This is a genomic window from Brevundimonas sp. AVps23W (assembly GCF_058681395.1).
The window spans coordinates 3,216,100-3,238,314 of the sequence record NZ_CM178738.1 but is presented as its reverse complement, the minus strand read 5'-3'; the positions used below and the strand labels follow the sequence as shown (position 1 = coordinate 3,238,314).

Genomic DNA, 22,215 nt, shown 5'->3' with positions numbered 1-22,215 from the left:
CATGACCATTCCCGCTTCACGACCCCCTGAACCGTTCGACGATCCCTACGACGTCGATATGGATTTCTCGGAAACCGCCGCCTTTCCGACCGAGCCGGCGCGCTCGCCGCTTCAGTTCACCGCCCCGGCCCTGGCCCCGGCCCCGGCCCCTGCGCCCGCAGCAGCGCCGACACCGGCTGTGGCGAGCGTCCAGCCTCTGATCTCGCCGCCGACCGCCGCCGGTTTCAACCCGGTCGGAGACATGCTCGCCCAGGCCCAGTCGAGCCTTGCGCCGATGGTCGAGGAGGCTGTGGTCCCGGCAGGCCCGGCGGCTTCCGCCCTCGCCCCGGTCGGCCCGGCCTCCGCCGGCTTGGCCCCGTCCAGCGCCATCGGCGAGGTGTCGGTGCCGCGCATCGCCATCCATGTCTTCGCCGAGCGCCAGGACACTCTGGCGGCGGCCGAGCGCGCCGCCCAGGACCGCCGCCTGTCGCGCGCCACCACCCAGATCCGCATCGGCGGAATCATGGCCGCCGTGGCCGCCTATCAGCACGAGCCGACCCCGCCGCTGATCATCGTCGAATGCCTGAAGGACCCCCAGACCCTGCTGTGGGAGGTCGATCAACTGGCCGAGGTCTGCGACGCGGGCACCAAGGTCATCGTCGTCGGCCCGACCAACGACATCCTGCTGTTCCGCGAACTGATGCGGCGCGGGGTCAGCGAATATCTGGTGGGGCCGCTCCAGCCCCTGCAACTGATCGCGGCCATCGGCGGCCTGTTCAACGATCCGGCCCAGCCCTTCGTCGGCCGCTCCATCGCCTTCGTCGGCGCGCGGGGCGGGGCGGGGGCCTCGGCCGTGGCGCACAACACCGCCTACGCCATTTCGGAACGGATCGGCGCCAACACGGTCATCGTCGATTATGACCTGCCGTTCGGCACCGCGGGCCTCGATTTCAACCAGGATCCGCTCAGCGGCGTCGCCGACGCCCTGGGTCAGCCCGACCGGCTGGATTCGACCCTGCTGGACCGGATGATGGTCCGCTGCACCGACAAGCTCAGCCTGTTCGCAGCGCCCGCCACCCTGGACACCGACTGGGACATCTCGACCGAGGCCTTCGAAGAGGTGACGACGCGGATCCGCTCGACCGCCCCCTTCGTGGTCCTGGACCTGCCGCACCTGTGGTCGCCCTGGATGCGCCGCACCCTGATCAGCGCCGACGAGGTGGTGATCGTGGCCACGCCGGACCTGGCCTCGCTGCGCAACGCCAAGAACATGATGGATCTGATCCGTTCGGGGCGGCCGAACGACGCCCCGCCGCGCCTGGTGCTGAACCAGGTCGGCGTGCCGGCCCGTCCCGAGATTCCGGCCAAGGATTTCGGCGCCGCCCTGGGCGTCCACCCCAGCCTGATCATTCCGTTCGACGCCAAGACCTTCGGCGCCGCCGCCAACAACGGCCAGATGATCCTGGACGCGGGCGCCAAGACCAAGGCGGCCGAGGCCTTCCAGACCCTGGCGCAGATCGTCTCTCAGCGCGAGCTTCCGGCGATCGCCGGCCCCAAGGCCAAGCCGGGCAAGTCGGGCGGCGCGACCGAGTCGAAGTCGCTGTTGGCCGGCATGTTCAAGAAGCGCTGACGCGTGTTCGGAAAACGCACAGGCCAGCCGGGCGCCGCGACGCCCCCCCTGCGTCCTGCGCCCGCCGACGGCGTGGGGCCTGACGCCTCGACCACCCCGCGCCAGCCGGCGCCGGGCGTGCAGACCGAGGCCTTCGCCTTTGGCGGTCCCGGCCCCGGTATGGGCATGGGCCCCGATTCTGCAGCCGAAGCTCTCGTTATGGCCGACGCTCCCGCCCAGTTTGGCGGCGCCTCGTCCGGAGCGATGGCCGGCGCGGCAAAGGCTGACCGCCTCGACGCCCTGGCCTCAAGGCCCGAAGCGCCCGCCGCCGCCCCTCAGGGCGGCAAGCCCGGACCTGGTCCCAAGGCCACCGCCGGCTTCGAGCAGCTGAAGAAGGCCCAGGCGGTCGCCGAGATCGTCCGGGAACAGAGCGACTATTACCACGCGACGAAGACCACCATCTTCAACGCGTTGATGAACACCATCGACCTGGCCCAGCTGGCCCAGCTGGACACCAAGGCCGCCTCGGAAGAGATTCGCGACATCGTCGCCGAGCTGGTGGCGATCAAGAACGTCTCCATGTCGGTCGCCGAGCAGGAGCATCTGGTCCAGGACATCGTCAATGACGTCCTCGGCTACGGCCCGCTGGAGCCGCTTCTGGCGCGTGACGACATCGCCGACATCATGGTCAATGGCGCCGGCCGGGTCTTCATCGAGGTCAACGGCAAGGTCCAGCTGACCAATGTCCGTTTCCGCGACAATGGCCAGCTGATGAACATCTGTCAGCGGATCGTGTCACAGGTCGGCCGTCGCGTGGACGAGTCGAGCCCGATCTGCGACGCCCGTCTGCCCGACGGTTCGCGCGTCAACGTCATCGCCCCGCCGCTGGCGCTGGACGGCCCGACCCTGACGATCCGGAAGTTCAAGAAAGACAAGCTGACGATGAAGAACCTGGTGGACTACAAGTCCATCAGTCCCGAGGGCGCGCGCGTTCTGGGCGTCATCGGCGCCTCGCGCTGCAATCTGGTCATCTCGGGCGGCACCGGCTCAGGCAAGACGACCCTGCTCAACACCCTGACCGCCTTCATCGACCCGACCGAGCGGGTCATCACCTGCGAGGACGCCGCCGAACTGCAGCTGCAGCAGCCGCACGTCGTGCGCCTGGAAACCCGCCCGCCGAACCTGGAAGGCCAGGGCACCATCACCATGCGCGACCTGGTGAAGAACTGCCTGCGGATGCGGCCCGAGCGGATCATCGTCGGCGAGGTCCGGGGCCCCGAGGCCTTCGACCTGCTCCAGGCCATGAACACCGGCCACGACGGCTCCATGGGCACGCTGCACGCCAACTCCCCGCGCGAGGCCATCAGCCGGATGGAGTCGATGATCACCATGGGCGGCTACGGCCTGCCGTCCAAGACCATCCGCGAGATGATCGTCGGCTCGGTCGATGTCATCATCCAGGCCGCGCGTCTGCGCGACGGCTCGCGTCGCATCACCCATATTACCGAGGTGGTCGGGCTGGAAGGCGATGTGATCGTCACCCAGGATCTGTTCGTCTACGACATCACCGGCGAGGACGAACACGGCAAGGTCATCGGCCGCCACCGCTCGACCGGCATCGCCCGTCCCCGCTTCTGGGACCGCGCCCGCTACTATGGGCTGGAGCGCGAACTGGCCGACGCCCTCGACGCGGCGGAGTAGGGACATGCTGCCGATCCTCGCGGCGATCCTCGCCTTCATCACCATCGGCGGCCTGGGCTGGGTCTTCGTCGGCGGCGATGATTCCTCGGACCAGGCGCTCAAGCGCGCCAAGACCCTGGGTGAGGGCAAGCGCGACGCCGCGGTCGCCCGCAAGGCCGCCGCCGCCGCCAACACGCCCGAGGCCCGCCGCAAGCAGATCATCGTTCAGCTTCAGGAGGCCGAGCGGCGCGAGCGCAAGGCGCGCGCCAATATGTCGTCCAAGCTGAAGCAGGCCGGGCTGACCATCAGTGCGCGGACCTTCTACATCGCCAGCGCCGTGATCGGCCTTGTCGCCGGCTTCGCCGCTCTGTTGGGCGGCCTGAATATCCCGCTGGCGCTCGGCGTCGGCGTGATCGTCGGCCTGGGCCTGCCGCGCTGGGTGGTCGGCTTCCTGGCCAAGCGGCGGATGAAGAAATTCTCGCTCGAGTTTCCCAATGCGGTGGACGTCATCGTGCGCGGCATCAAGTCGGGCCTGCCGGTCCACGAGTGTTTCAAGATCATCGCCCGCGAAAGCCCCGCGCCGCTCGGCCCCGCCTTCAAGAAGCTGGTCGAGGCCCTGGGCGTCGGCATGACCCTTGAGCAGGCGCTGGACAAAATGTTCGAACAGATGCCGACGCCCGAGCTGCGCTTCTTCACCATCGTCATCGCCATCCAGCAAAAGACCGGCGGCAATCTGGCCGAGGCCCTGGGTAATCTGTCGACCGTGCTGCGCGCCCGCCGGATGATGGCCGAGAAGGTCAAGGCCCTGTCGTCCGAGGCCCTGGCCTCGGCCGGCATCATCGCCTCCTTGCCGCCGGCGGTGATGACCATGGTCATGTTCTCGAGCCCCAGCTACATGATGATCCTCTTCACCGACATTCGCGGCAACTTCCTGCTGCTGGTCGCGGCCGCCCTGATGGGCACAGGCGTCTTCGTGATGAAGCGCATGATCTCGTTCAAGATCTGAGGCGGGGACCATGGAGGGCTTCATCCGCTTCATCACCGACCCGCAGAACCTGCTCAGTATCGGCGTGGGCGTGCTGGTCTTCGCCACGGTCCTGACCCTGCTGTCGTCGATGACCGGCGGGGTCAAGCTGGACAAGCGGATGAAGGCCGTGTCCGAACGGCGCGACGAGCTGAAGCGTCGCTCGCGCGCCGCCATCCACAGCGGGGCAGGCGGACTGCGCCACACCGACGACGAGGGCTTCAAGAAGCGGGTCGTCGAACGGCTGAACCTGACCAAGCTGCTGGAGGATCCCAAGGTCGCCGACCAGATGGCCCAGGCCGGCTATCGCGGGCCGCGTCCGCTGACCACCTTCTACTTCTTCCGCTTCGCCTCGCCCTTCCTCTTCCTGGTGGTCGCGGCCTTCTACATGTTCGTGATCAAGATCGTGGACTGGCCCACGATGCAGAAGATCACCGCCTGTATGGCCGCCGCCGTGGCCGGATTCTATGCGCCGAACCTGTTCCTGACCAACCGGATCACCAAGCGCCGCACCTCGATCATGCAGGCCTTTCCCGACGCCCTCGACCTGCTGCTGATCTGCGTCGAGGCGGGCATGTCGATCGAGGCGGCCATCGCCAAGGTCAGCCAGGAGATCGGCACCTCGTCCATCGATCTGGCTGAGGAACTGTCCCTGCTGTCGGCCGAGCTGTCCTATCTGCCCGACCGCCGCATGGCCTATGAGAACCTGGGCAAGCGGACCAATCATCCCGGCGTCAAATCCGTCGCCGTCGCCATGACCCAGGCCGAGACCTACGGCACGCCCCTGTCGGCGGCCCTGCGGGTCATGGCCAAGGAGAACCGCGAGTTGCGGCTGTCGGCGGCCGAGAAGAAGGCTTCGGCCCTGCCGGCCCAGCTGACCGTGCCGATGATCCTGTTCTTCCTGCCGGTCCTGTTCATCGTCATTCTGGGCCCGGCGATCCTGAACATCATGGACACCCTGGCCAAGGGCTGAGATCAGCTTTCGGCAGCCGCCTTCAGCCGATCGACGATGTCCTGGTGCGCGTCGCGCAGGGCGATCCGGTGCTTGTCGTGGAACAGCTCGCCCCTCAGACCCGCGAACTTGTGGGCCGACGAGACGATGCAACTGCCCTTGTCCAGCTCTTCGATGTCGATGTAGCGCAGGGTGCGGAACAGAAAGCCCCGGTTCTCGGTCCAGACCAGCCGCACATAGGGCCGCCAGTCGGCGACGCGGGCGGTGACGCGCCGTTCCGGCTGCCCCGGAAAGGCCTCGGTCAGGCTCAGCTGCCCGCCGAAGGCGATGGCGCCCTCGACCTCCGTCTCGAACGAATTCCATTCGCTCCACCGCGACAGGTCCGAGACCAGCTCCCAGATCCGGTCGGAGGTGGCCCGCACGCCGGCGCGTTTCTCGATCTTCGTATCGTCCATGCCGCCGATCTGGCACGACTGGGCGGCGGAAGAAAGACGTCTCAGTCGGGGACGACCACCTTCAGCCGTCGCCCGTCGTCCAGTCCCAGCCGCGTCTTGACCTCGAACAGGTCGGCGCCGGCCGGGATGATCAGCAGTTTCTTGGGATGGGCGGCGTTGACCGCCACCACCCCGCCCTTTGGGCAGATGTCGAAACAGTCGGTCCCCGCCACCGTCAGCTCGCCCTTGCGCCCCTTCTTGCCCTTCTTCAGGTGCAGATATTTGCGCAGGGCCTTCTTCAAGGTCAGATCGCCGTCCGGCCCGAAGCCGCCGTCCAGCTTCTTCGAACATTTTCGGCACACCAGCACGACATCGCGCCACTCGGTCGTCGTGCTCTTGATCGGCTTGGCCATGCCGCGATCTTCGCCGAGCGACCACGGTTGCACAAGCGGCCCCGGCGCCCTCATCCTGCGACAGTCATGATTTCACAGGATCTTCACATGCGTCGCCTGTTCGCCGTCTCCACCCTGACGCTGCTGCTGGCGGCGGGGGGCGCCCCGGCTCAGGTTCAGGCCCAGGTCCAGGTCCAGGTTCAGGCCCAGGTCGAGGCCGCTACCGTGGACGCCGCCGTCCAGCGCGTGACGCCCCAGGTGGTCGAATGGCGGCGCGACTTCCACCAGCATCCCGAACTGGGCTTCGCCGAGACCCGCTCGGCCGCCGTCATCGCCGATCATCTGCGGTCATTGGGGCTGGAGGTCCGCACCGGGGTCGGCAAGACCGGGGTCATAGGCGTCCTGCACGGCGCCCGTCCCGGCCGGGTCGTGGCCCTGCGCGCCGACATGGACGCCCTGCCGGTGCGGGAGGCGACCGGCCTCGACTTCGCCTCCACCGCCACTGGGACGTACATGGGCAATACGGTGCTCGTGGCCCACGCCTGCGGCCACGATATGCACATGGCGATGTTGATGGGCGCGGCCCAGGTCCTGGCCGGGATGAAGGATCAGATCGCCGGCACGGTGGTCTTCATCTTCCAGCCGGCGGAGGAGGGCGCCCCTCCGGGAGAGCCCAAGGGCGGCGCCGCCCTGATGATCGCCGAGGGCGCGCTGAACGATCCCAAGCCCGAGGCCATCTTCGGCCTGCACGTCGTCCCCGGCCGCCCCGGCAGCGTCTTCTATCGGCCCGAAGGCTTCATGGCCGCCTCGGACCGGGTCGATATCGTGCTGAAGGGCAAACAGACCCACGGCGCCTGGCCCTGGCGCGGCGTGGACGTAATCGCGGTGGCCGGTCAGGTGATTGAGACGGTCAACACCCTGACCGCCCGCACGGTCGATCCGACCACCACCCCGACGGTCTTCACCATCGCCACCGTGGACGCCGGGGTCCGCTATAATATCATCCCCGACAGCGCGACCCTGTCGGGCACGCTTCGCACCTTCGACGTGGCCCAGCGCGACGCCCTGGTCGCCCGCGCCGAAACCGCCATCGACCACGTCGCCGCCGCCTACGGCGCCACCGCCGAGTTCGGCGTCCGCCAGAATGCCGCCCTGGTCTTCAACGACCCCGGCCTGTCCGCCTGGCTGGCCCCGGTCCTGACCGAGGCGGCCGGCGCCGGAAACGTCAACCCCGCCACGCCCCCGACCACGGTGGCCGAGGACTTCAGCTATTTCCAGCAGGCCATCCCCGGCGTCTTCTACCACCTGGGCGCCAGTCCCGACGGCGTGGACCCGTCCCAGTCCGCCCCCAACCACTCGCCGGAGTTCTCTCCGAATGAGAAGGTCTTGCCGCTGGGGGTGAAGACGCATGTCCTGACCGCGCTGCGGTTTTTGGAGCGGAGTTGAGTGGAGCTGGGGGCGAGGGTTGGGATCGGTTGGCCAGGCCGTTTAAGCTAATGATGTCCGCGACTCATTTCGGGTAGCGGATGAGCTATTCGAATGGCTGAGCGGTCGATCTCGTGAACGATGCAAGTTCTTCTCGTACCGTCATTGTCACGGGGTGCCAATTTGCGTTGCAAAGCGCTGCGTGGGAAACGGAGGTGGGCTCGTGCACGCCGGTGTTCGGTCAAATGTTGACCCGATCTTTACACTCGAGGCGAATAAGAGGCTAATCCGATGTGAAGTCTGGAAAACCTCGTTGTGCGTCGTCGTTGACGGAAGTGTTTTGGAACCCTATTGGGTGCCACCCTATTTTAAGATCCCATTCGTCGCCGTGGAGATCCACGTGAGCCCGCTTCTACAGTTCGCCGGTGTTGCCTTGATCGGCATGCTCGCCGTCGTCGCCGCCAGTGTTCTCCTCAACCGGCTCGTTACCGGTGCCTCGCGCGTGCGCGAAGTTCGCGAAGAAGGCGGCGGTATGAGTTCGAAGCTACTCGGCGAACTCCATGGCGGTCAGCGGAAGGCCAGTTCGGTCCGCCAACACGGACTGCACATGAGCGTATCCAACGGTCGTGTGCGCTATCGGGCTAAGTCGGCCATAGCTAACCACGGTTGATAAGGTAATCTCAGCTGCGATTCGCGATGCGGATCATGCCGCGTTGAGGTTGTCGTCCATGGGCTCCCATAGCCCCTTTAAGCCAAATCACCACCCCGCATTCGCCGGTTGGGTGCCCACGATTACTGGCCAACTGTCTTTCAGCCTAATTGGCTTGGGTGGCGCAGCCCCCGGCTGTGTCACGGCTAACGTGGAATTTCCGGATGAGACCGCTGGGCACCCCCGCCGCAGGGTTGCAGTGGTTCAACGCCGTGTTACGCGGGATTTGCCCTATACGGGGTGGCCGATTCCTCAGCTGGCTCCGTCCATTGCCGCTGACTTTGTTTTAGTAGGTGAGACGAGGGCGGCCGCTCGTCCCGTCTTACGCGATTGCATTGTCTCTCCACGCGGCGACGAGATCGGCGTTCTGGTCGGTGAAGTCATCGTCGTCCCGCATCAGGCGGACTATCCCAGCGCCGAGCGGGCATTACTGCAAAAGATTCGCACCCGTGTCGCGATGGTCGGCGACTCTACACCTCGCGCGATGGTCGGTGACGACGCTGGCCTGGACAAGGATGCCGAGGCGTGGATATCCGAAGCCGCGCGTAACAAATTGACACTGGCGAGAGCCCGGTTCGAACTCTACCGCACCGGCGAGGTCAGGCTCGAGTTGACCGAGACAATCCCCGTCGATCCGAACGGGGGCTATGAACAGGCCGAGTTCGATACGATTCTAGCGAGTCAGATCTACTATTTCATCAAGGACGCCTCGCACCGTCATTATCACCATCGTCGCGCGTCGGATAATCTGCTGCCGTTGACCGAGATTTCTGCCGACGACGACGTGAGCTGGCGGCGCGAGACTCTTTGGTCGCTGGCGCGGAGCGTGCTCGAAATGCGCCGAAGTGGGAAACTGCCCGGTCATAAGTCAGCCCTCGGGATACTCGCCTATGCGGAGGCTTTCCAAGGTCTGCTCGCGCGTTTGGTGCGATCAAATAAATCGGAGGTCGGCTTCGAAGCGACAGACGAGGTGGCCTGCTACGACTTCACCCATACCCGTCAGTCGCTCGAGGCAACCATCGCCGAAAAGAGCTTCCTCCAAAGTCACTGGTCGGGGATCTACAGCTTCCTCATCGCCACGACGCTCGCCTTCGCGGCCCTGTGGATTGCTACGGCGCAGATCCAGCAGCAGGCCTGCTTCGGCGATGATTGCCCGACTATTCCAACACCTATCAAATGGACCTTATGGTGGGTGCTTGAACAGCCGCAACTGGCCGCTGGGGTCCTCGTCACGTTAGCTGCAGTTTATCTCGAGACGACGCGGCGTAGCTTGATGACAGTAACGCCGTTGCGGGTGTGGGGCGAGTTCATCGCCAGTTGGTTCGACGCCCTTGGCGCCACCGTTAGCCGCTGGGCGCGAAAGAACCATCCAGTTTGGGGTGATCGGATTGGCGCGACAATCGCCTGGACCTACAGTCTGTTCTTCGTGATTTCCGGCCTGCATCTCCTAGGTGCCTTCACCCAGCTCTGGTCGTTCAATCCTTGGCTTACCGGCATTTGGGGCGCGTCAGTTGCGGCCCTCATCGTTGGGCCAATTATAACTCGAAAACTTCAGGCCTGAGATTTGCAATCATCTACCGCAGGCGACAGATGATCCGGCGTGGCTAGTCGCCATCTTAAGAAGATGAGCAAGGCTGCATCGAACTTCCCCTTCTCATCTCTTCCCATCCCAATTCCGCAACCAACCGCCTGCCTTTTCAACTCCCTACCGCCCGAACACACCCCTCAATCCATCACGCCCCAAAACCGTGCGACACTCCTCGTCCGGTCTTTGACAACCCAATCCCCCACACCCCGCACCCCGACCTCGCTGCGCGCGAAATAGACGAAAATAGACTCCATTTTTTCGCAGTGGATTGAGTCTATTTCTGCGGCCTCACAACCGCTCGAACACCGTCTCGATCACCCGGCGATAGACCGCCGTCAGGGTCTCCAGCTCCGCCGTCGGCACTCGTTCGTCGATCTGGTGCATGGTCTGGCCGACCAGGCCCAGTTCCAGCACCGGGCAAAGGGCGCGGATGAAGCGGGCGTCGGAGGTGCCGCCGGTGGTCGAGGCCTCGGGCCGGCGGCCGGCGACGGCCTCGACCGCGTCCTGCACCGCTGCGACGAAGACGCCCGGCTCGGTCAGGAAGGCTTCGCCCGAACACAGGTGGTCCAGGCTGATCTGCAGCCCGGTCTCGGCCTGCATGGTCCCGGCCTCGCGGTTCAGCCAGTCGATCAGATCGTCCCCCGTATGGCTGGGGTTGAAGCGGATGTTCAGCCGCGCTTTGGCCTCGGCCGGAATGATGTTGGTCGCCGGATTGCCGATGTCGATGCTGGTGATCTCCAGGTTCGACGGCGGGAAACCCTCATACCCCTGGTCCAGCACATGGTCGTTCAGCCGGGCCATCAGCCGGGCGATGACCGGGGCCGGATTGGCCGCCCGTTCGGGATAGGCGACGTGGCCCTGTTTGCCCGTGACCGTGATCCAGGTGTTCAGCGAGCCGCGCCGCCCAACCTTGATCATGTCGCCCAGATGCTGCGACGACGAGGGTTCGCCGACCACGCAGGCGTCGATGACCTCGCCTTCGGCCGCCAGGGTCTCGACCACCCGTTTGGTGCCGTGAAGCGCCGGGCCTTCTTCGTCGCCGGTGATCAGGAAGGAGAGGGAGCCTTCGACCTCTCCCTCGGCCAGCACCTGGGACACGGCGGCGACCCAGGCGGCGATCCCGCCCTTCATGTCCACCGCGCCGCGTCCGTACAGGACGCCGTCCCTGACCTCGGCGGTGAAGGGCTGGGCCGACCACTGCTCGGACGGTCCAGTCGGCACCACGTCCGTATGGCCGGCGAAACACAGGTTGGGCGAGGCGGTTCCGCGCCGCGCATACAGGTTCTCGATCCGCGCGTGGACCCCTTCACCCCCCGGGCCCTCGAAGGCCAGGCGGCGGCAGGTGAAGCCCAGGGCCGTCAGATGGCGTTCCAGCACGTCCATCGCCCCCTCGTCGGCGGGGGTGACGGATGGAATACGGATCAGGTCGCGGGTCAGTTCGACAGGATCGATCACAGGAGTTGATGCGCGGCTCATGCGCCTATGCTTTACGGACATCGCACGAAGATCGCTACGTCCACCGTGACGGTTCGCCCTATACGAAGGCCTCCTCGAAGACCGTGACCACAAAATCCCTCGACCCCGACCCCGACAGTTCCCCCGACAGTTCCCCTGACAGTCCTTGGGGCATCCGCGATTTCCGCCTGCTGTGGTTCGGCCGCGTGGTCGCCGTGCTGGCGATCCAGATCCAGTCCTCGGCCCTGTTGTGGCAGGTCTATGAGATCGCCCGGCGCGACCATCCGATCGAGGAGGCCAGCCTGTATCTGGGTCTGGTCGGCCTGTGTCAGTTCCTGCCGCTTCTGGCCTTCACCCTGCCGGCCGGGGCCATGGCCGACCGGCGCGACAGGAAGCGCACGGTCTGGATCTCCATCCTGGTCGAGGCGGCCTGCGCCGGGTCGTTCCTGGCCATGGCGCTTCACGGGGCGCCGCCCCTGTGGGGGCTGCTGGCGGTCGCGGCCCTGTTCGGCGCGGCGCGGGCCTTCCTGGCGCCGGCCAGCCAGGCCTTCCTGCCCATGGTGGTCGGACGCCGGGCCCTGCCGCCCGCCATCGCAGCCCAGTCCATCGCCTTCCAGACCGGGGCCATCGCCGGCCCGGCCCTGGGCGGGGTCATCGTCGGGGTCAATGTGCCCCTGGCCTATGCCGTGTCGCTGGGCATGTTCCTGCTGGCGGTCGCGGCCTTCATCCTGATCCGCACCAGCGGCAAGCCTGCGCCCCAGGCCAATCCCCTGTCGCCCGTCGACTCGGTCAAGGAGGGGCTGGCCTATGTGTGGAAGACCAAGATCGTCCTGGGCGCCATCTCGCTCGATCTGGTCGTGGTCCTGCTGGCGGGCGTCGCGCTTCTGACGCCCATCTTCGCCCGCGACATCCTCCACGTCGGCCCGCAAGGCTTCGGCCTGTTGCGGGCGTCGTTCGGGGTCGGCGCCATGGGCATGGCCATCTATCTGAGCCGCTTCCCGATCCGTCAGAACGGCGGGCGCTGGATGTTCTCGGCCGTGGCGGTGTTCGGCATCTGCACCCTGACCTTCGGCCTGTCCAAGATCGTCTGGCTGTCGGGCCTGGCCCTGCTGATCGGCGGGGCGGCGGACATGATCAGCGTCAACGTCCGCCAGACCCTGATCCAGCTGGCCACGCCCGACCATATGCGCGGCCGGGTCTCGTCCGTGTCCATGCTGTTCATCGGCGCCTCGAACGAACTGGGCGAGGCCTATTCCGGCGTCATGGTCCGGCTGCTGGGCGCGGTCGGGGCGGCGGTGTTCGGCGGGGTCGGCGCGCTGGCGGCGACCGGCGCCTGGTCGGCGATGTTCCCCGGGCTGAGGAAGGCGGACAAGCTGACGTGAGCTTCTCCCTCCCCTTCATGGGGAGGGGCGGCGCAGCGCAGCGAAGCCGGGGTGGGGCAGTCAGGACCTCGCTCGCGCCCCTTCGGACCCCACCCTGATCGCTACGCGATCGTCCCTCCCCATGAAGGGGAGGGAGAGGTCACCACACCCTGAAATGCTTCGACAGTTTCAGGCCCTGGTTCTGATAGTGGCTGCCGCTCTCGCCATACAGGCGGCTGGGGCGTTCGGTCAGGGGTTCGTAGACCAGACGGGCGACGATCTGGCCGTGTTCCAGCAGGAAGGGCGTGTCGTGGGTGCGGACCTCCAGCACCCCCTTGGAGCCCGCGCCATGCGCCTCGTCCGTGCCGAAGCCGGGGTCGAAGAAGCCGGCGTAGTGGACGCGGAACTCGCCCACCGACGGGTCGATGGGGGTCATTTCGGCGGCCTGATCGACCGGGATCTCGACGTCGTCGGACGAGGCCAGGATGTAGAACTCGCCCGGATCCAGCAGCAGTTCGCCGCGCCGCAGCGTCAGCGGCTCCCAGAAGTCGCGCGGGTCGTGGCCGTCGATATGGTCCAGATCGACCACGCCCGCATGGCGACGCCCGCGGAAGCCGACGATGTCGCCGCCTTGCAGATCGACGCCGACGCTGCGGGTCTCCAGCTTGGGCGGGTCGCCGGCCTTGAGCCGCAGCTGGTTCAGCCGGGTGCCGGGACGGACCAGGATGGAGAAGGTCTGGGGCGCGACCTCCATATAGAGGGGGCCGTCATAGCCCTCGGCCACATCGTCGAAACTGGCGCCCTGATCGGTCAGCAGGCGCACGAAGACATCGACGCGTCCGGTTGAGGACTTGGGGTTGGCGCGGGCGATCAGACCCTTGGGCAGGTTCAACCGCTCCTGAAGCCGCACGATATAGACGCAGCCCTTTTCCAGCACGACGCCGGCGTCGGTGATCTCGATGGCGTGCATGGCCACATCGGCGATCCGCTCTTCGACCTTGCGACGGCCGGGCAGGAAGGAGGCGCGCACGCGCCAGGCCTGGTCCGACAGGCGCAGGTCCAGGCTGGCGGGCTGGACCTGATCGGGATCGAACGGGGTGTCCGAGGTGATGGCGCCCGTGGCGATCAGCGTCTCGATGGACTGGGCGGGCAGGATGCCGGGACGGGGCGCTTGGAAGGAACTCATGGCGTCTGTCTCACACGGTTTTCTCGACTTGTCTCCAAGTCGCGCTTGCAGCCCGCGCGCGGCGGGGCGAGCATATAGCCCATGCACGATGGTCCTGCCTATACCGCCGAAACGAACGGCATCCTGATCCGGGTCCGGCCCAGCTATCTGGCGGGCCAGTCGAACCCTGACGAGGGGCGTTGGGTCTGGGCCTATCAGATCGAGATCGTGAACCTGACCGGATCGACGGTGCAGCTGATGGCGCGCCGCTGGACCATCACCGACGGCCACGGCCATGTCGAAGAGGTGCGCGGACCCGGCGTGGTCGGCGAACAGCCGGTGATCGAACCGGGTGGCAGCTACGCCTACGCCTCGGGCTGTCCGCTCAGCACCGACAGCGGGTCGATGGTGGGCGCCTATTATATGACGGATGCGGACGGGCGCAGCTTCGAGGCGGAGATCCCGGCGTTCTCGCTGGACACGCCGGATGCGCGACGGGTGCTGAACTGAACGCGTCAGTCAATGGGAATGCGACATGAAGCGGATGATGGTCTTGGCGTCTTTAGCGGCCATGTCGTCTGGCGGCTGTTCCCCCGCGCGTGAAGTGGTGAGTGAAGGGCAGGCATGTGAACTGGCGAAGGCGCGCGCCACGGGTAGCAATCGCTTTCCAGCGGCTTCAGCGGCGTTCTGCGACCACGTGGCGGTCGAGTTCAATCCCGCCGGTTACTATGTCTTGTCCCTGCACAGCGACAGGGATTGCGACGGAATTTGCAGTACTAATTTGGGGTGGTTCGCCGTCCAAAGATCGACTGGCGAAGTGTTCGATTGGGATATAGCGGAATCCAAACTGGGACCGCCTATTTCCAGCCGTCAGTGAGGCTCGCTCAGTCGCCTGCAAAGAGCCGTCGAAAGCGGATGGGGCTGCGTCAACCCGGATGAACCGCAGCCCCGCCCCCTGAAGTCTCGCCGGCCGCTTGCGCGAACCGGCGAGGGGGAGGTCGGCTCCATAAGGAGCATCTGTGACGCGGGGATGACCCGCGCGAAGCGCGGCGCTCAAGTAGCGCGAAGCGCGATAGCGCCCTTAGATGTAACGTCGCAGGCTGCGGGCCAGGTCGGAACCGCTTTCCTTGCTGCCGCGGCGGACTTGCGGCTGGTAGGCGACGCGGGCGTGCTCGACGCAATAGACGCCTTCCGAGGCGCGGCGGCCGCAGAAGCTGAACTCGCGCGACGACGGGTCGCCGATCGGCCATTTGCACATGTGCGCGCCCAGGGTCATGACCGTGGCCGTGCCCGGCAGGTCTGGGATCGGGGCGGGCGCCGGGGCGGCCGGCTGAACCGGCTTGGGCTGGACGGCCTCGAGGCGACGCGGGGTCGCCGGCTGGGGCGCCTGGGCCGTGGTCACGGCCGGACGCGGGCGGGTGGTGCGGAAGGTCGTGGCGGTGCGCGCCGGTTGCGACGGGGCGGCCCGGCCCGACAGGCCCAGACGGTGCACCTTGCCGATCACGGCGTTGCGGGTGACCCCGCCGCCCAGTTGTTTGGCGATCTGGCTCGCGGACTGGCCCTCAAGCCAGAGCTTCTTAAGCGCGCCTACGCGGTCGTCGGTCCAGCCTGCGGTCATGCCACCCTCCAGCGAGTTTGGATTCAATATCTAGGTCCAGGCTCCCCCTCCGGGGTCTTGACCTACCACTAATCGTAAACCAGCCGTTAAGGGACGCAAGATGTGCGAATCAACCGTCCACAGAAACCAGATATTGAATCTTCGTTAAGGTTAAGCTGGGGGCTGCGAAAGTGAGCGAGGGGTGAGCGGAGTGAGCAGGGCGTGAGCGAAACGGCGATGGCGGGCGCGGCCTCGCTCACCCCTCGCTCACTTCCCGCTCACTTTTCACTCAGGGCGCGCTGCCTCCACGTCGCCCAGCTCTGTGAGCAAGGGGTGAAAAGTGAGCAAGGCGTGAGCGAAACGGCGATGGCGGGTAGGCCACGCTCACCCCTCGTTCACTTCCCGCTCACTTTTCACTCAAGGCGCGCCCCGCCATCGCCGCCCGCCCTTGCGAAGCCAAGCCTCAAAGCGCATCTGGCGGCCCATGACCGAGACCACGCCCGACCTGATCGCCACCCGCCCCGCCGGCCTGCCGCAGCCGCGGCGTTATCCGGGGATCAACTGGATCGGGGTGCAGACCCTGTATCTGCGCGAGGTGCGGCGGTTCTGGAAGGTGGGGGCCCAGACGGTGGCGGCGCCGGTGGTGACGACCCTGCTCTATATGCTGGTCTTCGTGGTCGCGCTTCAGGACGCCCGGCCGCCGCTGCACGGCACGCCCTTCGCCCTGTTCGTGGCGCCCGGCCTGATCATGATGGCGGTGCTGAACAACGCCTTCGCCAACGCCTCGTCCAGCCTGATCCAGGCCAAGATCATGGGCACGGCCACCGACTTCCTGACCCCGCCGCTCAGCCCGCTGGAGCTGACGATGGGCTTCACCCTGGGCGCTGCGACGCGGGGCGCCGTCGTCGGTCTGGTCACGGCTCTGTGCGTCCTGCCGTTTGCGCCGCTCGGCGTGGCCAATGTCTTCGCCATCGTCTGGTTCGCTCTGGCGGCCAGTTTCATCATGGGCATGACCGGGGTGCTGGCGGGTCTGTGGAGCGAGAAGTTCGACCATCTGGCGGCGGTCCAGAACTTTATCGTCATGCCGATGACCTTCCTGTCGGGCACCTTCTATCTGGTCGACAACCTGCCCGAGCCGTTCCGGTCCATCAGCCACTACAACCCCTTCTTCTATCTGATCGACGGCTTCCGTTACGGTTTCATCGGCCATGCTGAGAGCAATCTGACCGTGGGCGTCGTCGGCTCGGCCGTGCTGATGATCGTGATGGGCACGGTCTGCTGGCTGGTGTTCCGCTCGGGCTGGCGCCTGAAGAGCTAGGCGGCTAACTCTGGCGGATCACCCTGGGGAGGTCCGCCATGCTGTTCCGTTCGCTCGTCGCCGCTGCGGCGCTTCTTGTCGCCGTTCCGGCCGCAGCCCAGGATTCTGGCGCTGCGATCCAGACGGCCGCCGCCGCCTTCGTGAAGCCGACGAACGCCGAGCGTATGGCTGTCATCGTTGATCAGCTGACCGCCGCCGGCATCCCGCACCAGATCCAGACCTTCGAGGGCGGCAATCCCCGCACCGGCCCCATGGCGGGGTCGAACGTCGTCGTCACCTTGGGCGACGGCCCCAAGGACATCGTCCTGACCGCCCACTATGACGCGGTGAAGCTGCGCGACGGGTCGATGTTGCAGGGCATCGTCGACAACGCCGGCTCGGTCCTGGCCATGATCGAGGCGATGAAGACGCTGAAGGGCCAGACCACCGGCCACCGGCTGATCTTCGTCCTGACCGACCAGGAAGAACTGGGCCTGATCGGCGCCAAGGCCTGGCTGGACGCCCATGACAAGGCCCGCATCCACGCCGTGATCAACGCCGACGTCGCCGCCTATGGCCGCACCGTCATGTATGGCGAGAACAACGGCGCCCAGTCGGGCTTCGTCCTGACGGCCCTGCGCAGCCAGTGCGCGCAGCAAGGCGTCGATTGCGTCGCCTTCCCGGTCTATCCGCCCAGCGACGACCGCGTCTTCTCGGCGGCGGGCGTGCCGGTGGTCTCGCTGGGAACCCAGGACGCCGTCGGGGCGCACCAGATGTGGCTGGCCTTCAACGGCGGCGAGGATAACGGCCTGAAGGAGGGCTTCGTCCCCCCGGTCTTCCAGCGCATCCATTCGCCCGAGGACAAGCTGTCCTATCTGAACGGCGAGGACGTGGCCCGTTTCGGCCGCTTCATCGCCGACCTGACCCTGCGGCTGGACCGGGCGGCGCAATAGGGGCGCAAAGCCCTCGGCGCCGGTGTTGACTAACACCGTCACTCATCCGACAACCCCTGTCCCTATAAAACCGGCTCCGTCGCGCCTCGCGTCGGGGCCGTATCGCTTTTGGAGGTCTTAGTCCCGTGTCCACGAACCATCTGATGGGTGTCTACAATCGCGCGCCGCTGGAAGTGGAACGCGGCCGAGGCGCTCGCCTGTGGTCGACCGACGGGACCGAGTATCTGGACTGCGTCGCCGGCATCTCGACCAACGGCCTGGGCCACGCCCACCCCGAACTGGTCCAGGCGGTCAAGGATCAGGCCGAGAAGCTGTGGCACGTCTCCAACATCTTCCGCATTCCGGGCCAGGAAGCCCTGGCTGACGCCCTGTGCGATAGCAGCTTCGCCGATGTGGTCTTCTTCACCAACTCGGGCACGGAAGCGGTCGAGTGCGCGCTGAAGACGGCGCGCAAATATCACTCCGCCAACGGCGCGCCCGAGCGGATCGACATCTACGGCTTTGACGGCTCGTTCCATGGCCGGACCTATGGCGCGATCAACGCCGCCGCCAATCCCAGCTATACCGAGGGCTTCGGCCCGCCGATGCAGGGCTTCCACCAGCTGAAGTGGGGCGACAAGGCCGCGCTGGAGGCCGCCTTCCGCAACCCGACCACGGCGGCGATCATTCTGGAGCCGGTCCAGGGCGAGGGCGGTTGCCGCGAGACCCCGGTCGAGGAACTGCGCTGGATGCGCGAGATGGCGGACGACAACGGCGTGCTGCTGATCTTCGACGAGGTCCAGTGCGGCATGGGCCGGACCGGCAAGCTTTGGGCCCACGAATGGGCCGGCATGTCGCCCGACATCATGGCGGTGGCCAAGGCCCTGGGCGGCGGCTTCCCGATCGGCGCCTGCCTGGCCACGGCCAAGGCGGCCTCGGGCATGACGGTCGGCGTCCACGGCTCGACCTTCGGCGGCAACCCCCTGGCCATGGCCGTCGGTCAGAAGGCCCTGTCGCTGATCAACACGCCCGAGCTGCTGAACAACGTCAACGAGATCGCCGGCTATCTGAAGCAGCAGCTGGCGGGGCTTCAGTCCCGCTTCCCAGAGGTCATCGTCGATGTGCGCGGCAAGGGGCTGCTGGTCGGGGTCAAGCTGGTCCCGAACAATCGCGAGTTCATGGCCCTGGCGCGCGACACCCAGCAGCTGCTGATCGCCGGCGGCGGCGACAACTGCGTGCGCCTGCTGCCGCCGCTGAACCTGACCCTGGACGAGGCCCGCGAACTGATCGTCCGGTTCGAAGCCGCCTGCGAAGTCGCCCGCGAGAAGTGGGCGGCCTGATCCTCAAAACCGCTCATCCCCGCGAAAGCGGGGACCCAGGCCTTTTACGCGAAAGGCGCCGGGAACAGCGGACGTGACAGACATCGGGCGCCCGTCGCCCAAAGCACTAGGTCCCCGCTTCCGCGGGGATGAGCGGAGTTAGGCAATGGCCCGGCACTTCCTCGACATCCACCAGCTGGACGCCGCCGATCTGCGGTCCATCCTGGACGACGCCCACGCCCGAAAGGCCGCCCGCAAGGGCTGGCCCCAGGGTCGCCCCGACGCCGATGCGCCGGGCCAGGATCGCGTCCTGGCCATGATCTTCGAGAAGAACTCGACCCGCACCCGGTTCAGCTTCGACGCCGCCATCCGCCAGCTGGGCGGCGCCTCGATCATCGCCACCGCCTCCGATATGCAGTTGGGCCGGGGCGAACCGGTCGAGGACACGGCCCGCGTCCTGTCGCGCATGGTCGACGCCGTCATGATCCGCGCCAACGACCATGAGGATGTCGAGCGCTTCGCCCGCGTCTCGACCGTGCCGGTGATCAACGGCCTGACCGACCGCAGCCACCCGTGCCAGATCCTGGCCGATCTTCAGACGATCGAGGAACGTTGCGGGCCGGTGTCGGGCAAGACCATCGCCTGGATCGGCGACGGCAACAACGTCTGCCACAGCTTCATGCACGCGGCGCCCAAGTTCGGCTTCCACCTGAACGTCGCCTGCCCGGCAGAGTACCACCCCGACCTGCGTGACCTGGCCAAGGGCGGAAACGCCGTGACCCTGACCAGCGACCCGCGTGAAGCCGTCAAGGGCGCCGACGTCGTGGTCACCGACACCTGGGTCTCCATGGGCGACCAGGACTATGAGGCGCGCCTGGCGGCGTTCGAGGCCTATTCGGTGGATGAGGCCCTGATGGACCTTGCCGAGCCGGACGCGGTCTTCCTGCACTGCCTGCCCGCCCACCGGGGCGAGGAAGTGACCGACGCCGTCATCGACGGCCCCCGCTCCCTGGTCTGGGACGAGGCCGAAAACCGCATCCACGCACAGAAGGCGGTCCTGGCCTGGTGTTTCGCGGGCTGACGCCGATCTGACGATCGCCAGGCCGCCTCGCGCGGTCTGGCTTTTGCTTCCTTACGGTCACGCTTGTCGCGCACCCTGGGGGCAGAGACCATGACCACGATATCCGCTGCGGGTTCCACCCTCACGCAGCAGCTCTATCAGAAGCTGTTCGACCGCCTGAATGTCGATGGCGACGACGCCCTGACCCTCGACGAAATCAGCGCCGTCGATGCTGGAAACGCCAAGGGTTCCAAGGCTTTCGAAACCTTCGACGCCGATGCGGACGGTCGCGTCACCCGCGCCGAGATGACGCCCGCCGACACCTTCGGCGCCGACACCCTGAACGCCCTGATCCAGGCCCAGTCCGGGTCGGAATCCATTTCCGATCAGGAATATCTTGCCGACTGGTTTGCCCAAGCCGACACGGATGGCGACGGTTTGGTGTCGAAGTCGGAACGTGAGGCTTCGGCGGATCTGCGCCGCGCGGCGGCCTATGACGCCGGCTATGCGGCCGACCGCGTCCTGATGACCCGGCGCGGCGTGGATGCCGATCAGTCGCTGTCGGTCGATGACTACGTCGTCGCCCGTCACCTCGTGATCGATGCGTCGCAGATTTCCGAGGTTCCTCCTGAGCTTCGGGCCGAGCTGCTGGACAGCAGCCGCGAGGAAGCCGGCGCGCCGAGCCCGGCAACGGCGCCCGTCCAGACGTCTCGTGAACAGATCACGGCGGATTTGGCTGAGAGGGCTTCCGGCCCCAATGGCAGCGTCACCTTCCTCAGCCGGGAGATCGCGGATTTGAGAACCTCCGAGGCCGCCCGCATCGCCGCCGCCCCGATGAGCGACGCCCTGGCCGCCCGGCTGTTCGAGCAGGCGCTGAACAGCTGGACGCCGTGGGAGGGCGGAGATCAGCCTGTTATTGAGGCGAACGCCTAAGGATGCGAGCGCCCGACCTTATACTCGGGTGCGCAAAGACGCGGGCGCGTCGAGCATCTCGACGCGCCCCCTTTCGGCTGAAGCTAGGTTTCGTAGCGCGCCGGAACTATTGCAGGTTCACATCCGACACGCCGCCGACGTCGGGCTGGGTCTTGGTCAGATTGGCCTTCATCACCTGATAGCCGAAGCCCAGCGCGCCCTTGTCCGAGACCCAGACCCGGCCGTCGTTGGCGTCGAAACGGATCAGGGTCAGGTGCGAGTCGTCCTTGCCGTCCGGGTACCAGGCGGCGACCACGGGGTTCCAGTATTTGTCGATCCGTTCGCGGTCCTGGTCGACCGACAGATCGCCGTGGATACAGGCCTGAACCTTCTGGTCCTTGGCTTGGTAGCAGAACATGCCCTGCTGGCCGCCGGCGGCCACGTCGCGGGCGAAGTCGGTGTCATCGCGGCTGAAGAACCAGATGGTTCCGGTCTCCGGCTCGCCATAGCCGGTCATCGGCTGATGGTGATAGCCGGCCTGGTCCAGGCCCAGCATGCCGGTGTTGGAGTCCTTCAGGCTGTTCCAGAATTCCTTTTCCGCCTCGGCGGCGGTCAGTTTGTCGGACATGGTGCGTCTCCTGTCTGGGGGTCACAGGATCAACCGTCGGGGCGCCGTGCGGTTCCTGACGTATGCGAAAGGGCGGGTTTGCCTTCAGCGCTCCTAATTCTGGAAGGAAAGCCTCGCTGTTTCAGCGGCCTGGCGCTGCAAATCGCGCTTGAACCTGGCGCCCAATTGAATGGTGTTATGATCCTGGCCTGGTCTTTGACATCGCCATCGCTCTCTCGGCCATTTTCAGAGTTCGACTTCGTCTGAAACCTGCCCCCAATTGCACCGTGCAATTTCCGATGTGAAAAAATGCTCCTAAAAACATAGACTTACAGAGAATTGCACTCATTGCACCCGTTTTCTCCCGGTGTGCAATTCCCGCGTTTCGCAGCGGGTCCGCGGCAAGTCTCCGCCCTTACGGCGCGGACACCCAAGGCGGTCGTTCCGCCCCGAACAGGGTCGCCATATGGATCAGCAGCAGCATGGCCAGGGCGGCGGCGCCCAGCATGATGAACCGCCACGGCACCATGCGCGGCCCCTTGAATGGATCGGGCGGCCGCGCCCCGCGCCAGCCGGCGAAGACCATGACGGCCAGGGCGGCGCAAAGCAGGATCAGGGTGGTGGTCAGGCTCATGGGCTCGCAGGTGGCCCAGGCGCGGCGGGGATGCAAGGCGCAGCGGCTGCGCTTGAGGCAGAGATGTCCACAGGCTGAGGAGTC

Annotated in this window: 22 protein-coding genes; 15 read left to right on the top strand and 7 right to left on the bottom strand. The window is 66.4% G+C overall.

The features are described 5' to 3' along the window. Position 1 precedes the first annotated feature (1 nt). The 4 genes from ACW177_RS15695 to ACW177_RS15680 all read left to right on the top strand — a co-directional run bounded on the left by ACW177_RS15695 (position 2) and on the right by ACW177_RS15680 (position 5,265). On the top strand, positions 2 to 1,609 hold the full coding sequence (locus ACW177_RS15695; protein WP_492026601.1) for a CpaE/TadZ family protein: 1,608 nt from the start codon (positions 2 to 4) through the stop codon (positions 1,607 to 1,609). A gap of 159 nt (positions 1,610 to 1,768) precedes the next feature. Continuing rightward, a complete protein-coding gene (locus ACW177_RS15690) occupies positions 1,769 to 3,289 on the top strand; it encodes a TadA family conjugal transfer-associated ATPase (RefSeq protein WP_492028130.1) in 1,521 nt (506 codons plus the stop codon). A 4-nt stretch (positions 3,290 to 3,293) separates the two neighbouring features. Then, positions 3,294 to 4,274 (top strand): type II secretion system F family protein, encoded by a 981-nt coding sequence (locus ACW177_RS15685; protein ID WP_492026600.1) that lies wholly within the window; start codon positions 3,294 to 3,296, stop codon positions 4,272 to 4,274. Between the two features lie 10 nt (positions 4,275 to 4,284). Then, positions 4,285 to 5,265, top strand: a complete 981-nt coding sequence (locus tag ACW177_RS15680) for a type II secretion system F family protein (RefSeq protein WP_492026599.1) — start codon at positions 4,285 to 4,287, stop codon at positions 5,263 to 5,265. A gap of 2 nt (positions 5,266 to 5,267) precedes the next feature. Here ACW177_RS15680 and ACW177_RS15675 read toward each other — a convergent pair whose 3' ends face one another. Further along, complete coding sequence (locus ACW177_RS15675; RefSeq protein WP_492026598.1) at positions 5,268 to 5,699, bottom strand: SRPBCC domain-containing protein; 432 nt, start codon at positions 5,697 to 5,699, stop codon at positions 5,268 to 5,270. Positions 5,700 to 5,740: 41 nt separating this feature from the next. After that, the gene (locus ACW177_RS15670; RefSeq protein WP_492026597.1) at positions 5,741 to 6,091 is read right to left on the bottom strand and encodes a hypothetical protein; all 351 of its coding nucleotides are present in this window, start codon (positions 6,089 to 6,091) and stop codon (positions 5,741 to 5,743) included. A gap of 87 nt (positions 6,092 to 6,178) precedes the next feature. On the opposite strand from ACW177_RS15670, the gene ACW177_RS15665 reads away from it, so the two are divergent. From ACW177_RS15665 to ACW177_RS15655, 3 genes are all read left to right on the top strand, one after another. Further along, a complete protein-coding gene (locus ACW177_RS15665; protein ID WP_492026596.1) occupies positions 6,179 to 7,516 on the top strand; it encodes an amidohydrolase in 1,338 nt (445 codons plus the stop codon). Positions 7,517 to 7,895: 379 nt separating this feature from the next. Beyond that, positions 7,896 to 8,165, top strand: a complete 270-nt coding sequence (locus tag ACW177_RS15660; protein ID WP_492026595.1) for a hypothetical protein — start codon at positions 7,896 to 7,898, stop codon at positions 8,163 to 8,165. A gap of 238 nt (positions 8,166 to 8,403) precedes the next feature. Beyond that, the gene (locus ACW177_RS15655) at positions 8,404 to 9,765 is read left to right on the top strand and encodes a hypothetical protein (RefSeq protein ID WP_492026594.1); all 1,362 of its coding nucleotides are present in this window, start codon (positions 8,404 to 8,406) and stop codon (positions 9,763 to 9,765) included. 315 nt (positions 9,766 to 10,080) lie between these two features. Here the strand turns inward: ACW177_RS15655 and dapE are convergent, their stop codons facing one another. Beyond that, positions 10,081 to 11,268 carry a succinyl-diaminopimelate desuccinylase gene (gene dapE, locus ACW177_RS15650; protein ID WP_492026593.1) on the bottom strand — a complete coding sequence of 396 codons (1,188 nt, stop codon included), beginning with the start codon at positions 11,266 to 11,268 and terminating at the stop codon, positions 10,081 to 10,083. A gap of 83 nt (positions 11,269 to 11,351) precedes the next feature. On the opposite strand from dapE, the gene ACW177_RS15645 reads away from it, so the two are divergent. Continuing rightward, on the top strand, positions 11,352 to 12,629 hold the full coding sequence (locus ACW177_RS15645) for an MFS transporter (RefSeq protein WP_492026592.1): 1,278 nt from the start codon (positions 11,352 to 11,354) through the stop codon (positions 12,627 to 12,629). Positions 12,630 to 12,768: 139 nt separating this feature from the next. Here ACW177_RS15645 and ACW177_RS15640 read toward each other — a convergent pair whose 3' ends face one another. Further along, positions 12,769 to 13,794 carry a 2'-deoxycytidine 5'-triphosphate deaminase gene (locus ACW177_RS15640; protein WP_492026591.1) on the bottom strand — a complete coding sequence of 342 codons (1,026 nt, stop codon included), beginning with the start codon at positions 13,792 to 13,794 and terminating at the stop codon, positions 12,769 to 12,771. An 81-nt stretch (positions 13,795 to 13,875) separates the two neighbouring features. Here ACW177_RS15640 and apaG point away from each other — a divergent pair, with 81 nt between their 5' ends. Both apaG and ACW177_RS15630 read left to right on the top strand, forming a co-directional pair. Next, positions 13,876 to 14,283, top strand: coding sequence for a Co2+/Mg2+ efflux protein ApaG (gene apaG, locus ACW177_RS15635; protein WP_492026590.1), 408 nt, complete (start codon positions 13,876 to 13,878; stop codon positions 14,281 to 14,283). A gap of 25 nt (positions 14,284 to 14,308) precedes the next feature. Continuing rightward, positions 14,309 to 14,650 (top strand): hypothetical protein, encoded by a 342-nt coding sequence (locus ACW177_RS15630; RefSeq protein WP_492026589.1) that lies wholly within the window; start codon positions 14,309 to 14,311, stop codon positions 14,648 to 14,650. A gap of 204 nt (positions 14,651 to 14,854) precedes the next feature. On the opposite strand, the gene gcrA is transcribed toward ACW177_RS15630, so the two are convergent. After that, a complete protein-coding gene (gene gcrA, locus ACW177_RS15625) occupies positions 14,855 to 15,391 on the bottom strand; it encodes a cell cycle sigma 70 cofactor GcrA (RefSeq protein WP_492026588.1) in 537 nt (178 codons plus the stop codon). A gap of 463 nt (positions 15,392 to 15,854) precedes the next feature. Here gcrA and ACW177_RS15620 point away from each other — a divergent pair, with 463 nt between their 5' ends. The 5 genes from ACW177_RS15620 (at position 15,855) to ACW177_RS15600 (ending at position 20,911) form a co-directional block, all read left to right on the top strand. Continuing rightward, positions 15,855 to 16,688: an ABC transporter permease gene (locus tag ACW177_RS15620; protein WP_492026587.1), complete on the top strand. Its 834-nt coding sequence runs from the start codon at positions 15,855 to 15,857 to the stop codon at positions 16,686 to 16,688. A gap of 38 nt (positions 16,689 to 16,726) precedes the next feature. Beyond that, positions 16,727 to 17,620, top strand: a complete 894-nt coding sequence (locus ACW177_RS15615) for a M28 family metallopeptidase (RefSeq protein ID WP_492026586.1) — start codon at positions 16,727 to 16,729, stop codon at positions 17,618 to 17,620. 101 nt (positions 17,621 to 17,721) lie between these two features. Beyond that, positions 17,722 to 18,939, top strand: a complete 1,218-nt coding sequence (locus ACW177_RS15610) for an aspartate aminotransferase family protein (protein WP_492028129.1) — start codon at positions 17,722 to 17,724, stop codon at positions 18,937 to 18,939. 145 nt (positions 18,940 to 19,084) lie between these two features. After that, a complete protein-coding gene (argF, locus tag ACW177_RS15605; RefSeq protein WP_492026585.1) occupies positions 19,085 to 19,999 on the top strand; it encodes an ornithine carbamoyltransferase in 915 nt (304 codons plus the stop codon). Between the two features lie 90 nt (positions 20,000 to 20,089). Then, positions 20,090 to 20,911, top strand: a complete 822-nt coding sequence (locus ACW177_RS15600; protein ID WP_492026584.1) for an EF-hand domain-containing protein — start codon at positions 20,090 to 20,092, stop codon at positions 20,909 to 20,911. A gap of 106 nt (positions 20,912 to 21,017) precedes the next feature. Here the strand turns inward: ACW177_RS15600 and ACW177_RS15595 are convergent, their stop codons facing one another. Next, on the bottom strand, positions 21,018 to 21,518 hold the full coding sequence (locus ACW177_RS15595) for a pyridoxamine 5'-phosphate oxidase family protein (RefSeq protein ID WP_492026583.1): 501 nt from the start codon (positions 21,516 to 21,518) through the stop codon (positions 21,018 to 21,020). A 394-nt stretch (positions 21,519 to 21,912) separates the two neighbouring features. Then, entirely contained in the window at positions 21,913 to 22,131 is a 219-nt protein-coding gene (locus tag ACW177_RS15590; RefSeq protein WP_492026582.1) for a hypothetical protein, read from the bottom strand. Positions 22,132 to 22,215: the final 84 nt, after the last annotated feature.

What these genes read in the sequence shown, in the direction of transcription:
- ACW177_RS15615 (WP_492026586.1), top strand. Translation starts at nt 16,727, where the DNA reads ATGCTGTTCCGTTCGCTCGTCGCCGCTGCGGCGCTTCTTGTCGCCGTT.
- dapE (WP_492026593.1), bottom strand. Translation starts at nt 11,268, where the DNA reads ATGAGCCGCGCATCAACTCCTGTGATCGATCCTGTCGAACTGACCCGC.
- ACW177_RS15675 (WP_492026598.1), bottom strand. Translation starts at nt 5,699, where the DNA reads ATGGACGATACGAAGATCGAGAAACGCGCCGGCGTGCGGGCCACCTCC.
- ACW177_RS15665 (WP_492026596.1), top strand. Translation starts at nt 6,179, where the DNA reads ATGCGTCGCCTGTTCGCCGTCTCCACCCTGACGCTGCTGCTGGCGGCG.
- ACW177_RS15685 (WP_492026600.1), top strand. Translation starts at nt 3,294, where the DNA reads ATGCTGCCGATCCTCGCGGCGATCCTCGCCTTCATCACCATCGGCGGC.
- ACW177_RS15690 (WP_492028130.1), top strand. Translation starts at nt 1,769, where the DNA reads ATGGGCATGGGCCCCGATTCTGCAGCCGAAGCTCTCGTTATGGCCGAC.
- ACW177_RS15630 (WP_492026589.1), top strand. Translation starts at nt 14,309, where the DNA reads ATGAAGCGGATGATGGTCTTGGCGTCTTTAGCGGCCATGTCGTCTGGC.
- ACW177_RS15640 (WP_492026591.1), bottom strand. Translation starts at nt 13,794, where the DNA reads ATGAGTTCCTTCCAAGCGCCCCGTCCCGGCATCCTGCCCGCCCAGTCC.
- ACW177_RS15590 (WP_492026582.1), bottom strand. Translation starts at nt 22,131, where the DNA reads ATGAGCCTGACCACCACCCTGATCCTGCTTTGCGCCGCCCTGGCCGTC.
- ACW177_RS15680 (WP_492026599.1), top strand. Translation starts at nt 4,285, where the DNA reads ATGGAGGGCTTCATCCGCTTCATCACCGACCCGCAGAACCTGCTCAGT.
- gcrA (WP_492026588.1), bottom strand. Translation starts at nt 15,391, where the DNA reads ATGACCGCAGGCTGGACCGACGACCGCGTAGGCGCGCTTAAGAAGCTC.
- ACW177_RS15595 (WP_492026583.1), bottom strand. Translation starts at nt 21,518, where the DNA reads ATGTCCGACAAACTGACCGCCGCCGAGGCGGAAAAGGAATTCTGGAAC.
- ACW177_RS15600 (WP_492026584.1), top strand. Translation starts at nt 20,090, where the DNA reads ATGACCACGATATCCGCTGCGGGTTCCACCCTCACGCAGCAGCTCTAT.
- apaG (WP_492026590.1), top strand. Translation starts at nt 13,876, where the DNA reads ATGCACGATGGTCCTGCCTATACCGCCGAAACGAACGGCATCCTGATC.
- argF (WP_492026585.1), top strand. Translation starts at nt 19,085, where the DNA reads ATGGCCCGGCACTTCCTCGACATCCACCAGCTGGACGCCGCCGATCTG.
- ACW177_RS15695 (WP_492026601.1), top strand. Translation starts at nt 2, where the DNA reads ATGACCATTCCCGCTTCACGACCCCCTGAACCGTTCGACGATCCCTAC.
- ACW177_RS15620 (WP_492026587.1), top strand. Translation starts at nt 15,855, where the DNA reads ATGACCGAGACCACGCCCGACCTGATCGCCACCCGCCCCGCCGGCCTG.
- ACW177_RS15670 (WP_492026597.1), bottom strand. Translation starts at nt 6,091, where the DNA reads ATGGCCAAGCCGATCAAGAGCACGACGACCGAGTGGCGCGATGTCGTG.